The 14,645-nt window shown below is 39.6% G+C and carries 8 protein-coding genes; 3 read left to right on the top strand and 5 right to left on the bottom strand.

All coding sequences use genetic code 11. The annotated features are described in order from the left end of the window. Nucleotides 1-7: 7 nt before the first annotated feature. Nucleotides 8-853, bottom strand: a complete 846-nt coding sequence (locus tag BUC12_RS10095) for an SGNH/GDSL hydrolase family protein (RefSeq protein WP_062180098.1) — start codon at nucleotides 851-853, stop codon at nucleotides 8-10. Nucleotides 854-1,333: 480 nt separating this feature from the next. Here BUC12_RS10095 and BUC12_RS10090 point away from each other — a divergent pair, with 480 nt between their 5' ends. The 3 genes from BUC12_RS10090 to BUC12_RS10080 all read left to right on the top strand — a co-directional run bounded on the left by BUC12_RS10090 (nucleotide 1,334) and on the right by BUC12_RS10080 (nucleotide 7,984). Then, nucleotides 1,334-4,483 (top strand): SusC/RagA family TonB-linked outer membrane protein, encoded by a 3,150-nt coding sequence (locus BUC12_RS10090; protein WP_062180101.1) that lies wholly within the window; start codon nucleotides 1,334-1,336, stop codon nucleotides 4,481-4,483. A gap of 40 nt (nucleotides 4,484-4,523) precedes the next feature. After that, nucleotides 4,524-6,476, top strand: a complete 1,953-nt coding sequence (locus BUC12_RS10085) for a RagB/SusD family nutrient uptake outer membrane protein (RefSeq protein WP_087880254.1) — start codon at nucleotides 4,524-4,526, stop codon at nucleotides 6,474-6,476. A 107-nt stretch (nucleotides 6,477-6,583) separates the two neighbouring features. Continuing rightward, nucleotides 6,584-7,984: a glycoside hydrolase family 88/105 protein gene (locus tag BUC12_RS10080; RefSeq protein WP_236689389.1), complete on the top strand. Its 1,401-nt coding sequence runs from the start codon at nucleotides 6,584-6,586 to the stop codon at nucleotides 7,982-7,984. A 62-nt stretch (nucleotides 7,985-8,046) separates the two neighbouring features. Here the strand turns inward: BUC12_RS10080 and BUC12_RS10075 are convergent, their stop codons facing one another. From BUC12_RS10075 to BUC12_RS10060, 4 genes are all read right to left on the bottom strand, one after another. Then, nucleotides 8,047-9,438, bottom strand: coding sequence for a sensor histidine kinase (locus BUC12_RS10075; protein WP_062180107.1), 1,392 nt, complete (start codon nucleotides 9,436-9,438; stop codon nucleotides 8,047-8,049). After that, entirely contained in the window at nucleotides 9,435-10,124 is a 690-nt protein-coding gene (locus BUC12_RS10070) for a response regulator transcription factor (RefSeq protein WP_062180110.1), read from the bottom strand. Before BUC12_RS10070 ends, BUC12_RS10075 begins: the two co-directional genes overlap by 4 nt. 121 nt (nucleotides 10,125-10,245) lie before the next feature. Beyond that, nucleotides 10,246-11,433: a TolC family protein gene (locus BUC12_RS10065; protein ID WP_394333931.1), complete on the bottom strand. Its 1,188-nt coding sequence runs from the start codon at nucleotides 11,431-11,433 to the stop codon at nucleotides 10,246-10,248. Nucleotides 11,434-11,482: 49 nt separating this feature from the next. Further along, entirely contained in the window at nucleotides 11,483-14,587 is a 3,105-nt protein-coding gene (locus BUC12_RS10060; protein WP_062180117.1) for an efflux RND transporter permease subunit, read from the bottom strand. Nucleotides 14,588-14,645 lie beyond the last annotated feature (58 nt).

The following is a 14,645-nucleotide window of genomic DNA, read 5'->3' as shown; positions in this document are numbered from 1 at the left end:
TAAACTACTATTCAAAAATACAGGGTAACGATAACAACTGATATATGAGTGTTTGCGCAATGCGTTTCTGTCCGTTTGTACTGGGATGTAGCCGGTCGAAGCCCGGATCATAAAAATAAATGAGTTGTTCTTCTATCATGGGATTCATTCCGGTGGCAGCATTCATGTCGATAACAGGTATTCCCCATATATTTCCGGCCTCTTTTGTTACCTGAACATAGGCATCGATATATTCGCCGCATCTATTTTGATAGCTTTCATCCGGCTGGACATTCTTCTCTCCAAAGTCGGCTAATGACCGGTGCATTGGAGTTAATAATATTATCTGTTTGTCAGGATATAGTTTCTTTAGTTCGGTTATACCTATATTGATACGTCCTTTATATGTGTCGTTATTCATGATAGGTGTACGTTTTTTACGTGTCACCAATTGCTTAAGTTCTCCATTGGCGGCCATAACCTGTTCTTCTTTTTCGGTAAACCATTCGCCGATAGGGACACCATTATTAAAATCGTTGGTTCCCATAAAGACAAGTATAGCATCAACATCATTGCCGTGATTCTCTTTTAATTGCTGTGCCTGATGGGGTACGTCATTCCACTGACGGCCACTGACTCCATATACATAAGGGGTTATATTAAGCCATTCCTGTAAAAAAGACCAATATTTCTGAATCTTATCTCCATAACTATTCGGGTCAGTAAAAGAATCTCCGATGTATGCTACCCGTTTTCCATACCAAGGGTGCATAACCCAACCTCTGAGATTATTTGCTTCTGGAATTTGTTGCTGGGAGAATAAGGGGGAAGAACAAAGCAACAAGCATATTAATATTAGTCTATAATTTTTCATTGGGTTGATCCGAAATATGATTAGTAAAACTCTTATCTGGTATTATCAAGTAACGAGTGCAATTTATTAAAAAATGTTTATGTAATCAAATCCGGGATGTTTAAGTGTATTCCTTCTTCTATAAGATTATTACCAACGTTTTTTGTCTCCTCTATGTATTTGGTATACTTGTATGTTATTGAAATATAACGTGATAAATTGGTTGTCCGATTTGTTTTATTTTTTGTCCGAAATATGCTTTTTACAATATCTTATCATTTTTACATTTGCTTCGCTCCTAGGGAATTATGATAATTTAATAAATTTTGTTTCTTTTTTCAATGACATATACTGCTCTTATTTTTGAGAGAAGAGCGGAAAAGTAACCAACCTTATTAAAACTATATTCCTTTATTATTAGTAAAGTTTGAAACACAATGGCATGAATTAGAATTAACCTGGTCATGCTGTCAAAACTGAAATCTTAACCATTTAGTACCCATGAGAAAATCGAAGAAAAGAAAGCTTTTTAAGGCAAAAGGCATGTTAACCCTGATCTTAGGATTCATGTCTATGTTTGTTTTTGCACAGACAAAAACGGTAACAGGGACAGTAGTCGATGAACAAGGCTATGAAGTTATTGGTGTATCTGTTTCTGTGAAAGGTTCTGCAACCGGAACCATAACGGATATGGACGGGAAATTTAGTATTAACGCAAGCCCCAAAGATGTTTTACTGGTCAGGTACGTAGGATATGTTGAGCAAAGTGTGCTCGTAGGTACACAAACCAATATCCGTATAGTGCTGCAGGAAGATACTCAACTACTCGATGAAGTTGTTGTAGTCGGTTACGGGACTCAGAAGAAATCTGACGTAACAGGTGCGATGATCAGTGTCGGTGAAAAAGAATTGAAATCACGTCCGGTATCAAATGCCTTTGAAGCTTTACAGGGAAAAGCAGCAGGGGTTGATATTACATCAAACGAACGTCCCGGTGAGATAGGTAACATTAATATCCGTGGGGTGCGTTCTCTTACTGCCAGCAATACGCCTCTGTATGTTGTCGATGGAATTCCGATCATGTCTTCCAGTGGTATCGAGACTTTAAATACCAATGACATTGAATCTATAGATATCTTGAAAGATGCTTCTGCTACAGCTATTTATGGATCTCGCGGTGCTAATGGGGTTGTGTTGGTCACTACCAAACGGGGAAAAGAAGGCCGATTAACCCTGAATTATACAGGAACGGTAACTGTTGAAAACATACAAGACCGCATGAAAATGATGAATTCAGACGAATATATTACGTGGCGTCGTTGGGGATACTATTATTTAGATCCTAATGTTTATCCACGAGGAGACCAACCTACACAAGATAATGACTATAAGATCTTCCTGGGGGCAAATGATTCGTATGCATGGAATAACATTATGAAAGGGTGGGCGAGTGGTACTTGGGATGGGTCGAAAGTAGCTACTACCGACTGGACAGATATGGTTACCCGCACAGCCATCAGTACAGAGCATAATTTGAGTGTCAGTGGAGGTACCGATAAAATGAGTGCGTACGGATCTTTTGGATACCTTAATAATCAGGGTACTCTCGAAGGTCAGGAATATACCCGCTATACTGCTAAAGCGAGTATTGATGTAATGGCTACAAAATGGTTCCGAATGGGAGTTACAATCAATGGTACTTATAGCCTTCAACAATATGGACAGTCCACTACCGGAGGCAGTCCTTCGGGTCCTAACAGTATTTATGCGGCTGCTAATGCAAATCTTCCGTATGCAGTACCATATGATGACGAAGGAAACCGCATAATATATCCTGGTGGGGATGATGCGATAAAAACTGCTATCGACGAGTGGAAATATACCGATGACGAGCGCCAGATGTTCAGAGCTATAGGAAGTGTTTATGCTATGCTGGACATTGGTAATTTGGTTCCTGCCGTAAAAGGCTTGAAATACCGTATGAATTTTGGACCGGACTTCCGTTATTACCGTAGAGGAATCTTTTTGGATGAAGAGTCGGTTAACCGCAATGGTACTAATTATGCATCGAAGGAAAATCAACAGGATTTTTCGTGGACATTGGATAATCTGATCTACTACGACCGCACTTTCGGGAAACATAATCTGGGAGCTACTTTACTCCAAAGTGCCACTAAATATAATTATGAGCAGACGTATTTGCGTGCTATAGATATCCCTTTAGCCAGCCAGAAATGGAATGCTTTGAGTAAAGCTAATATATCATCTCTGGATGATTGGAACTCTGATATGACGGAAAAGCAATTATTGTCTTATATGGGACGTATAAACTATAGCTTTGACGATAAATACTTATTAACGGCTTCCGGACGTTGGGATGGAGCTTCGCAGCTTGCCGAAGGCAATAAATGGGCATTTTTCCCTAGCTTGGCATTGGGATGGCGCCTGGAGCAGGAAAATTTTCTGAAAGAGGTTAATTGGGTGAGCCAATTAAAACTTCGGTTAGGTATGGGAACAACAGGTAACTCTGCTATAGATCCTTATCAGACAAAAGGTGCGATAGTCTCACTTTTCTATCCATATGGAAATACGGCAATTCCCGGTTATTCGGCCTCCGAATCGTTGATCTCCAACGGTAATGTCGCAATGGCTAATCAAGATCTGACGTGGGAGAGAACAACCCAGTATAACTTAGGGGTGGATTTTTCTTTCTTTAAAGGCCGTTTGTCTGGTATTCTGGATGTGTATACTTCAAAAACAAAAGACCTTTTGATGGAAATGACTATTCCTGCATTGACAGGGTATACGTCGACTTATGCCAATATCGGGGAAACATCGAATGTCGGTTTTGACCTCACATTAAACACAATCAATGTAAAAACAAAAGACTTTGAATGGTCTACCAGTATAAGTGCTGCATGGCAAAAAGATAAAATAGATAAACTGGCCAATGGTAAAGAAGATGACATTGTTAATGGCTGGTTTATAGGACATGGTGTAGGTTATAGGCAAGGTGATACTAATTATTCGGGTGTAATTTATAATTATGCAAGTGCAGGTCTCTGGAAAGAAGAGGATGCAGCAGAGATGGCCAAATTTAATGCCAACGGGCATAGTTTTCAGGTAGGTATGGCACGTCCGGTAGACCAGAACGGAGACTATAAGATAGACCCGAATGATGACCGTGTAATTATCGGGCATACCCGTCCCCGTTGGACAGTTGGCATGGGTAATACATTCACATATAAGAGCTTTGAATTCTCTTTTTTCTTATCCGGACGTTTGGATTATACTTATGACACGGGTGGTGAATGGCAAGGTGGACGCTATGTACAACGCAGTATCAGTTACTATAACGAAAATAATAAAAATGCCGACTATCAAAAACCTATCTATAATGTAGCCGGAGGTGATCCGTACTATAATATCCTTGGATATAAAGATGGTTCATTCATCAAACTGCGTAATATTTCTTTAGGATATACATTGCCTGTAAAAACGGCCCGGCAGTTGGGAGTAAATAATTTGAAAGTGTATGTACAAGCTAAAAATCCGGGGTTACTTTACTCGAAGATCGACTGGATTGACCCCGATCTTGGAGGTTCAACATGGAATCGTGGCTATACTTTCGGTCTGAATATTGAGTTCTGATGCATACACTGATTATTACTAACAAATAAAGATTATCAAAATGAAAAAATATAATACATTGGCCAAAGGGTTGCTGGTTGCAATACTATTAGGTTACACTACTGTTTCGTGCAGTGACTTTCTGGATGAAGAGCTGACAACGCAGAGAGATACTGATTATTTAAAAACACCCGAAGGTATCGAATCTTTAGCTGTAGGCCTTTACTATAATCTGCGGTTTGACTTCGGATGGGAGTGGGGCTTTGCTACTACTAATTATGGTACAGACGAATTTCGTGTCGGCGGCGATGGTTCAAATGCGATGTGGAATTCTTATGACGGAAGTTTCAACTCTATGATAACGGCTGTAAATGTAAACACAGCAATGGCTGAAACCCTATGGGATAATATGTATACGGGTATTAATTCTGCTAATATCCTTATTGAGAATGCATCTTCAGAATCATATACTGATGCTAATAAAAACACTTATTTGGGCGAAGCTCATTTTCTTCGGGGATACAATTACCTGAAACTGGTACGCCAATATGGAGGAGTTCCGCTAAAGCTGGTTCCAAGTACAACTGCCGAACGCGAATTTTCGCGGGCGTCGGCAGAAGAAGTTTTGAAACAGGTTATAGATGATTTGACACAAGCTTATCAATTGCTGCCAGCCAGTCCGTCAATGACAGGAAAGATGACCAAATATGCAGCTGCCCATTTTCTGGCAAAGGCTTATCTGACCCGTGCCAGCGAAATAAACGACTCATGGAACAGTACAACTAAGCAGTCTGATAGTCAAATGGCATTGCAATATGCCGATGAGGTTATAGGACGTCATCAATTGGCTTCTAATTTTTCTGAATTATGGAATTATACTGATCCTGATGGGGCTAACGAATTGTTAGATGAAATTATCCTTGCAGCTCAATTTTCTTCGATTAAGTCTACCCTTGGTACTTACGGAAATCAAACCCATCTCTATTATCTGTCTCAATACTTGAATTTGCCGCAAATGGAACGAGATATTGCGGGTGGACGCGAATATCAACGTCTTCGTACCTCTTACTATATGTACAATGTATATGATATGGTAAATGATTCGCGTTTTTGGAAAAGTTTCAAAACAAAATATGCAGTGAATAATCCATCAGGAGATTATTATGAATCGGGAGACCTTTCTATAATGTATGTTATTAACCGGCCCGGAGATACCCGTTTTAGTAATGTGCAACTATCAGATGAAGTGAAATATGAGAAAACGGGTAAGACTATACCCACCGTGTTTGCTGCTTATGTAAAAGGACGTGCTGAAAGTGAATTTCCATTATATGACTTTACAAACAGGTTTCCGCCGTTAAGTAAATTTATTGACGGGTCGAGAGAAGCAATCCCGGATGGGATTGGCTATCGTGACGGTATTCTGGCAAGGGTAGCTGATACTTATTTACTTGCAGCGGAAGCCAAAATTCGTTTAAGTGATTATAGTGGTGCATTGTCATATATAAATAAAGTACGCGACCGTGCAGCATACAAGTCAGGGGAAAACCGTGCAGCATATTGCGACGGAGGTGCTGCTTACCACGAAGGTTCACTTGGATATAAAAAGAGTGCTACTTCTTATATGCCTGAAAATTCGTATTATGAATCGAATAATATCGCTAAAACTACCGAAGCAACTTCACTTACTGTTTCTAGTATAAGCAGCCTGCCTGCAGAAGATGAAACGATTATCAAAAAGTTGGGCTATTCAACAGATTATGACCGGATGATGTGTTTCTTACTAAACGAACGTTCGCGTGAGTTATGTGGAGAATTCCAGCGTTGGGAAGACTTAGCACGGACTAAAACTCTTGTTGCACGTGCTACAGCATATAATCCGGATGCCGCTAAGAACGTTGATGATCATCACTGTCTGCGACCAATACCGCAGAAATACCTGGATTCTATTCAAAAGGATGGGAAAGCTTTAACCTCGGAAGAGAAAAAAGCAGAGCAGAATCCCGGATATTGATCTGATATAAATAAAGATGGAGGCTCATCCGGTCAGAATAGTTTATGCCCTATTAATCCGAATGAGCCTTTGTTTGTCTATAAAAGTGTAAAACAAGAGAATTAATTATGACTAATCTATACAAATATATGATAGCAGGAATTTTGAGTATTGGGCTCATTTCCTGTAATAACCAACAAAGTACATCTACAGAAAAGATAAATGATTCTAATACACCCCTTCATTTGTTGACTCCCGAATACAATACCCCTTACAGGGAATGGAAAACAGAAGATATAAAAGTTCCGCTTGACCGGGTATTGAAATATTTGGAATCATCTACACCGACCCGGGTGATAGATAGAGAGACAGGGAAGGAAATCAAAGACTATACACAAATAAACCGAAACTCGGAACTCGAAAGGGGCGATTTTCGTTTAGCAAGTTATGAGTGGGGGGTAACATATTCGGGTATGATGCATGCAGCGCAAGCCACTGGCGATGCACGGTATATGAAATATGTAGAAGACCGCTTTCGTTTTCTAACGGCTGTATTTCCGTATTTTACATCTATTGTAGATAAGTATGATACAGTAGACGAGCAGATGCGCCAGATTATACGTCCTCAGGCTTTGGACGATGCAGGTGCTGTATGTGCCGCTATGATAAAAATGAACAGAATTGTACCCGAGATGGATTTCAATATAATGATCAATAATTATATGGATTTTATTGAGCATAAAGAGCATCGGCTGAGCGATGGTACATTTGCCCGCATGCGTCCTCAGGCTAATACTTTGTGGTTGGACGATATGTATATGGGTATTCCTGCTCTGGCTCAGATGGGAGCATACAGTAATGATACAAAATATTATGACGAAGCAGTAAAACAAATAGTATCATTCTCAAAACGTATGTTTGTAGAAGAAAAGGGATTATATATGCATGGCTGGGTCGAAGGTGTGGAATATCATCCGGCTTTTCATTGGGGGCGTGCCAATGGCTGGGCATTACTTACTTTGTCGGATGTACTCGATATTCTACCGGAGACTCACCCCGGATACTCTCTGGTATTAGAACAATATAAAGCTCATGTTAAGGGAGTAGTAGCCCTTCAATCGGGCGAAGGCTTCTGGCATCAGTTGCTAGACCGGAATGATTCTTACTTGGAGACATCTGCCACTGCTATATTTGTATATTGTATTGCCCATGGTATCAATAGAGGATGGTTGGATGCAATATCATTCGGGCCTGTAGCCCAGCTTGGGTGGAGTGCAGTTTCGTCCAAGATAAATGATAAAGGGCAGGTCGAGGGTACTTGTGTAGGAACAGGAATGGCTTTTGATCCTGCATTCTATTATTATCGTCCCGTAAATGTATATGCGGCACATGGTTATGGCCCGGTACTTTTAGCAGGAGCGGAAATGATAAATCTGGTGAATAAAGTATATCCTAAAATGAATGATAGTGCGATACAGTATTATTCCGTAAAACAAGATACTACGGAACCTATTTTTGCAGTCGAATGAATAAATAATATCATGATAAATGTCTGAATAAGGAGATTCTGTGTTATTCGCGTATTATTTCCTTATTCAGATATTACGTGATGGTCACGAGTATGGAATCTGATATAAAAGGTTGTGACCACACCAATAGCTGAGTTTATTCCTATTTGACCTTTATGTATTTTAATTACTTTATCAACAAGAGCTAACCCGATACCATTGCCGGTTATAAACTCTTTATTCTTGCCCCGGTAAAATGGCTTAAATATATTTTCCATGTCTTCGGGCAAAATACCAATACCTGTATCGGAGAAACTAATACATATTGCATTCTGTTCCGAAGATATCTTTACAGTTGATGTGTTATTCTCCGAAAACTTACAATTATTTTCCATCAGATTAGAAAAAGCAGTTTTTAGAAGATACTCGTTTCCTTCAATAATCAACGCTGTGTCGTCCTCTGTTAAAGGAGCTAATTGTATATCGATTTTATATTGAGGATCGGCCTTGAGTACATCTTTACGTGCATCCAGAACAACTTCGTCGATACGTATCTCGGTCATAGATATTCTACTTTCTTCATAACTGGCCTTAGCTAAATCTAAAAGACCGTTAACAAGCTTGATTAGCCGCGAAGCATCGTATTTCGAATTTTGTAGAGTCTTAATATAATCTTGGATAGTACGTTCTTTCAACAGTGCATAATCAATCTCACCAATTAAGGCGGCAAGTGGAGTCCGCAACTCATGGGAAACGTTACTAACGAACATTTTTTGCGATTCGAAAGAAGACTCAATGATATCTAATGCTTTGTTGAAAGAAGTAGCCAGTTCTCCAAACTCATCATGTTCATTGTAATTCAACAGGCGCAAGTGTAGATTATTTGCCGTAATATCTTTCATCCTGTCCGATATTTCGGAAACGGGTTTTAAAGCTCTTCGGGCAAGGAAATATCCTAATGCAAAAGATAAGATAATGCATATAAAGGTCAATATAATCAGGTTGATAGTAAGCCTATGCAGTTTGGCATATCCGTAACCGTCATAGGCTACTGCCGTAATTACATATTGGGAATTGTTATGGTGAAAGATAAAACCTACCACCTGATGCTGTTTTAAATAAAAATTGATATTCTTCTTACTCTGGATTATGTAATTGATCAGTTCAGGTGTTTCCTTTACAATATCGATGTCTTTGGCATCATGATACATCAGGTTGAACTTTGTATCATAAATAGCAATCTCTACTTCGTCTATATATTCGATGTTATTCTTATATATGGAGTGCATTATTTCGGGTGAAGCTTTTGCTTCGAAGTATAGATTCGCTTTTGATACGCCTTCTTTGTACAAATCATCATAAAATTCGGTTTCTCTATCGTGAGCCGATACGAAGTAGATAATTGCAGCAAAGACCGTCATCAATATGGCAGTAACAATAGAATACCGGAGCGCTATTTTTGTCTTTATTTTCATTCTTCCGATTTAAGGATAAATTCCACTCCGGTACTTGTCTGGATAAGTTTCTGATCGAACCCTTTGTCGATCTTTCCCCTCAGATAGTTGATATACACATCAATAAAGTTCGTTCCTGTATCGAAATGGGTATCCCATACCTTTTCGGCAATCTCTGCACGGGGCAAAACCCTTTCTGGGTTTTCGAGCAGGTATTTCAATAAGCTAAATTCTTTTGGGGTCAGTTTTATTTCTTTTCCGGCACGAAGCACCTTGCGGCTATCTAGCATCATAGATAAATCGTTGTACCTTAATTCATTTCTTGTGATTTTTCCCGACAGATTACTGTGTCTTTTTAATAAGACATTTATACGGGCATATAATTCGCGCAGATCAAAGGGTTTTACCATATAATCGTCTGCACCTGCATCAAAACCGTCTAGTTTGTCATCTGTAGCCCCTAATGCGGTGAGCATTATTACGGGTAACATCGGATATTTCTCCTTAATGAAACGGGTGAGTTCAAAGCCATTGTGATGTGGAAGGATAATATCTGTAATGATCAGGTCGTATAAATTGGAATTGATCAGGCGTTTTCCGGTATCGCCGTCAAAAGCTATACTGACTTCCAATCCAAACTCCGTTAAACCTTTTTCCAGAAGTTCGGCTATTCGCTTTTCGTCTTCTATTACAAGTATTTTCTTCATGTAGATTTTGAATTAAGGTCTCAGACCTTTTTTTTATTTACAAGCCAAATAATAACAATCAGTTATATTTTTATCGAAAGCTGTCTGTTACTTGTATAATGAGTATAACAAAGATACTTTTTTAGAGTTCAATATCCCATATTCCGCATGCTTTTTGCAGATTAACTAATGAAGAAGCATACCCTTTTATCGTTTCGAGATACTGTTCCTGAACCTCATTATATGTTCGTTGGGCAATTAATACTTCCATGATATTGGTTTCGCCGCGTTTATACTTATATACCATTCCATCCAGTATTTTGCGGGATTCTTCTAGTAATCCCGTTTGATATTGCTTTACTTTTTTCTTGGCAGCTTCGAAGTAAAAAAAGGCTTGAGATATTTCTGTTTGAACTTGTAATTCTAACGTTTTTTGCTGTGTTTTCGATTGTTCTATACCGTATTGTGCCACTTTTATAGCACCCTTATTCAGATTCGAAAACTTTAAAGGAATGGAGACACCTGCAGTGTAGGACCGCGAAGGTGGCAGAAATCCGTGCCAGTCTCGTTCATAGTTAACTGAAAGGCCTAAGTCCATTTTACGCTCGGCCTTTACCAGTTTTTGCTGGTTGATTGATACTTCTACATTCTTATGTGCTGCAAAAAGGTCTATACGGTTAGTTATCCCTTGGGATGCAAGATCCGGAAGGTTGTATTCCCTATTCAGGGTATCCCATTTAGCCAGAGGGATATTGAAGGTATCGGATGTTTTACCCATAAACTGGTTTAGAGATGCTAAAGCCGATTTGTAAACCGCTTCCTGCTCGAAGACATCGTTGAGAAGAGTGGTCGCTTCCAGTTTCGACTGGCGTGCATCAACTTCTGTTATTTCTCCTAATCTGAAACGGATACTGTCCGACCGGCTTAGTTGTAACATATATTCGTATGAGCTCTCTTTTACGGACAAAAGTTCTTTTTGCTGAATCGCATCTAAAAACAGATTCGCTGCTTCGGCTCGCAATTCCTGATAATAATATTCTAAAGCCAGTTTTTCAAGTTCCGCCTGACTCTTGGCGAGACGTACCCTTGCACCACGTTTGTTTCCCAGTTCCCAGTTATAGGATACTCCTAGCTTAAAAGCATCATTGGCAGCCTCAAAGTCCAGATCGGGGTCGGGTAATACCTTCTGTGCTATAATCTCTGCTTCTGCTATATTTACATTGTACTTTTCGGCTAAATAGCCGAGGTTATTTTTACCGACCTGATTCAGAAATTCGGAAAAAGACAATGTGTGCTGTGTGTTGTTCTCGGAATTCTCAGACCGGAGCATAGTCCCGAAATTTATAGAGATAAAACTGATTATCAATATTGTTTTTAGTTTATTTATTTTCATAATCTGATTTTTTTCTTAATTTCTCTACTCTGGATTCTATCATATAATAGAAAGCCGGCAATGCGAATAGTGTTATAATGGTAGAAAACATTAGACCGTACACGATAACTGTGGCCAGGGGACGCTGAACATCAGAACCTATACCTGTAGCCAGAGAAGCCGGTAATAAACCTAATATAGCTACAGTTGCAGTCATTAATACCGGACGGAAACGGTGGCGTGCCCCGTCGGATACAGCTCCATATAAAGGCATCCCATCTTTCCGTAGACTATTGATATGTGAGATCATAATTACTCCGTTTTGAATAGCTACTCCGAACAAAGCAATGAAGCCGACCGCCGAAGATACATTCAGTGTCATACCCCGTATATTCAATGCCAGCATTCCTCCGAACAAAGCCAAAGGCACAATTGCTAAGACTAACCCTGCCTGTCGGAATTTACCGAATGCGGAATAGAGGAGCACGAACATAATCGCTAACGCCAGCGGAACAATTACTGCTAAGCGCGAATAAGCCCTGTTTTGATTTTCGAACTGTCCACCCCATTTAATATGGTATTTATTATGATCATACACTATATTTTTCTCTATTTCAGATTGGCTTTCCTTTAGAAATGAGGCAAGATCCCGTCCACGGAGGTTTAGTTTTACAGTCAGGTGGCGTTTATTCATTTCCCGGGTTATGGTACTTTCTCCTATACTCAGTTTTATATCAGCAACTTGCGATAACGGAATTTTAGCTCCGGTTGCAGATGTTAGCATCAATCCTGCTATTTTTTCGGGAGTATTACGCGAGTTCTCATCATATTTGCAAGTAATATCGTATACCCTGTCATTCTGATAAATTTGCGATATAGCTTTTCCTCCTATAGCTACTTCTATCAGGTTACTTACATCCGAAACATTCAGCCCGTAACGCGCAATGGCATCTCTGTTCATATGAACTTGGAGTTGGGGTAGAGGGGGCTCTTGATCGATGTCCAGATCTACGGCTCCATCTACATTTTTCAATGTATTCAATATGTCTTCTGCTATCCGGCGGGTTTCTTTGAAATCATCCCCATATATTTTTACAACAAGTTCGCTATGTGCTCCTGCTATTTTGTCCATGACTCCGTCGATCATAGGTTGGCTAAATCCGACACGGAAACCCGGTAATGACTCATATTCTTTAGACAATTCTTCTATCAGGTCGTTTTTTGTTTTTCCGCCAGGCCACTCATTATATGGCTTTATCCCTATCGAAACTTCGAAGTGCGAAGGGGTGAAGGGATCGGTGCCGTCATCGTTTCGTCCTGCCTGAACGGCAATATAAGTAACCTCGTCATACTTCATAGTTCGTTGACGGAGCGTGTCGGATAATTCTCTTGATTTTTCTACTGTTATTCCGGGTGGAAGATTTACCTGTAACCATATGGAACCTTCGTCCAGTACAGGCAAAAAATCTTTTCCTACAAATAGAGTCAATCCGATTGCACAAATGAAAATAGCGATAACAGATGTTATTATTTTACGGGGTTTAATCAGTATCTTATTTACTGCTGATGAATATTTCAGAGTTAGTTTTTCGAGCCATTTATTATGATATATTTTCCTCGGTTTACGATAAAGGGCATATCCGATACCCGGTATAAGGAATAAAGCAACCAGCAGTGCGCCTAAGAGTGCGTAACTTACAGTAAATGCCATCGGTGTAAATAATTTACGTTCGACCCGTTCGAAGGCGAAAAGCGGCAGATAGGCTGTAATGATAATGATTGTAGCAAATGCAATGGGTTTGGCAACGTCGGTAACTCGTCTTGTAATACTCTTCTCTTCCAGATATTCTTGAGGATGATCTTCCCGTTTCTTCAATATTGTTTCCATCATCACAATGGCACCATCTACTATAATACCAAAATCGATTGCTCCCAGAGATAATAAGTTAGCCGGAATATCGGTCAGGTGCATCAGTATAAAAGCGATAAGTAATGATATAGGAATAGTAACAGCAACTAATAAAGCCCCGCGCCAATTACCCAAAAAGATAATGAGAACAACGATTACCAGTATCATCCCTTCCAATAAAGTACGGGAAACTGTAGACAAGGTGGTGTCAACTAATTCGGTACGGTCGAGGAAGGTGTGTATATTTACACCTTCGGGCAGAGTTTCTTTATTCAGTTCCTCTACTGCATTCTTAATGCCTTCAAGAACTACAGACGGATTCTCGTGTTTCAAAAGAAGGACTATTCCTTCTATACTTTCCGAGTATTCGCGTTTACGGTCACTATATCCGAAAACACCTTTGCGTTCGAGATTTCCATACTTGAGTTTACCTATTTCGTTCAGGAAAACAGGGACGCCGTTTTCTGAGCTGACAACAATCTTGCCCAGATCATCCAAATCGGAAATAAGTCCGATACCTCTTACCACATATCCTAAATCTCCCCGATTGAGTATACTTCCTCCTACATTCGAATTATTATTCTCAATTGCTTCAATTACCTGATCTAATGATAAATGATATTGTTCCAGCTTTTGAGGATCTATTTCTACCTGATATTGAGTTGTTATTCCTCCGAAATTACTAACATCGGCTACTCCCGGTACTTGCTTTATACGGGGAATGATCACCCAGTTCTGTAAATCAGTAAGTTCCCTTAGCGAATGTTTATCGCTTTCTATAATATAACGGTAAATTTCTCCTGTGGGCGAGGTCAACGGATCTAATCCGGGTATAGCTCCATAAGGAAGTTCAACCTCGTTTAATCTTTCCTGTACCCGTTGGCGGCTCCAATAATCTTCTATCCCGTCTTTAAAAACGATAGTGATCATCGATAATCCGAACGTACTTTTACTCCGCATTACATACATACCCGGTAATCCGTTCAGAGCCCTCTCTATAGGTATTGTTATTTGTTGTTCAACCTCTTCGGCTGCCAGTCCCGGAACTTGAGTCACTACCTGTGACGTAACATCGGCAATATCCGGATATGCTTCGATGGATAATTGCTTCCATGAATAATATCCGAAGATGCAAAGTATGATAAACAGGCAGAGTATTACCCACCGTTTTTGTATTACAGTCAACATTAAATCTTTTTTCATAATCTATTTTGAACAATGGTTATCACATACTCGGAAATGATAATTCCATTGGATTTTT

The sequence above is a fragment of the Indolivaga macrotermitis genome, from assembly GCF_900128985.1.
GTDB lineage: Bacteria > Bacteroidota > Bacteroidia > Bacteroidales > Dysgonomonadaceae > Dysgonomonas_A > Dysgonomonas_A macrotermitis.
The sequence above is the reverse complement of the archived record's forward strand: the minus strand, read 5'-3'. Positions and strand labels throughout refer to the sequence as shown.

What these genes read in the sequence shown, in the direction of transcription:
- BUC12_RS10070 (WP_062180110.1), bottom strand. Translation starts at nt 10,124, where the DNA reads ATGAAGAAAATACTTGTAATAGAAGACGAAAAGCGAATAGCCGAACTT.
- BUC12_RS10095 (WP_062180098.1), bottom strand. Translation starts at nt 853, where the DNA reads ATGAAAAATTATAGACTAATATTAATATGCTTGTTGCTTTGTTCTTCC.
- BUC12_RS10090 (WP_062180101.1), top strand. Translation starts at nt 1,334, where the DNA reads ATGAGAAAATCGAAGAAAAGAAAGCTTTTTAAGGCAAAAGGCATGTTA.
- BUC12_RS10075 (WP_062180107.1), bottom strand. Translation starts at nt 9,438, where the DNA reads ATGAAAATAAAGACAAAAATAGCGCTCCGGTATTCTATTGTTACTGCC.
- BUC12_RS10080 (WP_236689389.1), top strand. Translation starts at nt 6,584, where the DNA reads ATGACTAATCTATACAAATATATGATAGCAGGAATTTTGAGTATTGGG.
- BUC12_RS10085 (WP_087880254.1), top strand. Translation starts at nt 4,524, where the DNA reads ATGAAAAAATATAATACATTGGCCAAAGGGTTGCTGGTTGCAATACTA.
- BUC12_RS10060 (WP_062180117.1), bottom strand. Translation starts at nt 14,587, where the DNA reads ATGAAAAAAGATTTAATGTTGACTGTAATACAAAAACGGTGGGTAATA.
- BUC12_RS10065 (WP_394333931.1), bottom strand. Translation starts at nt 11,433, where the DNA reads ATGCTCCGGTCTGAGAATTCCGAGAACAACACACAGCACACATTGTCT.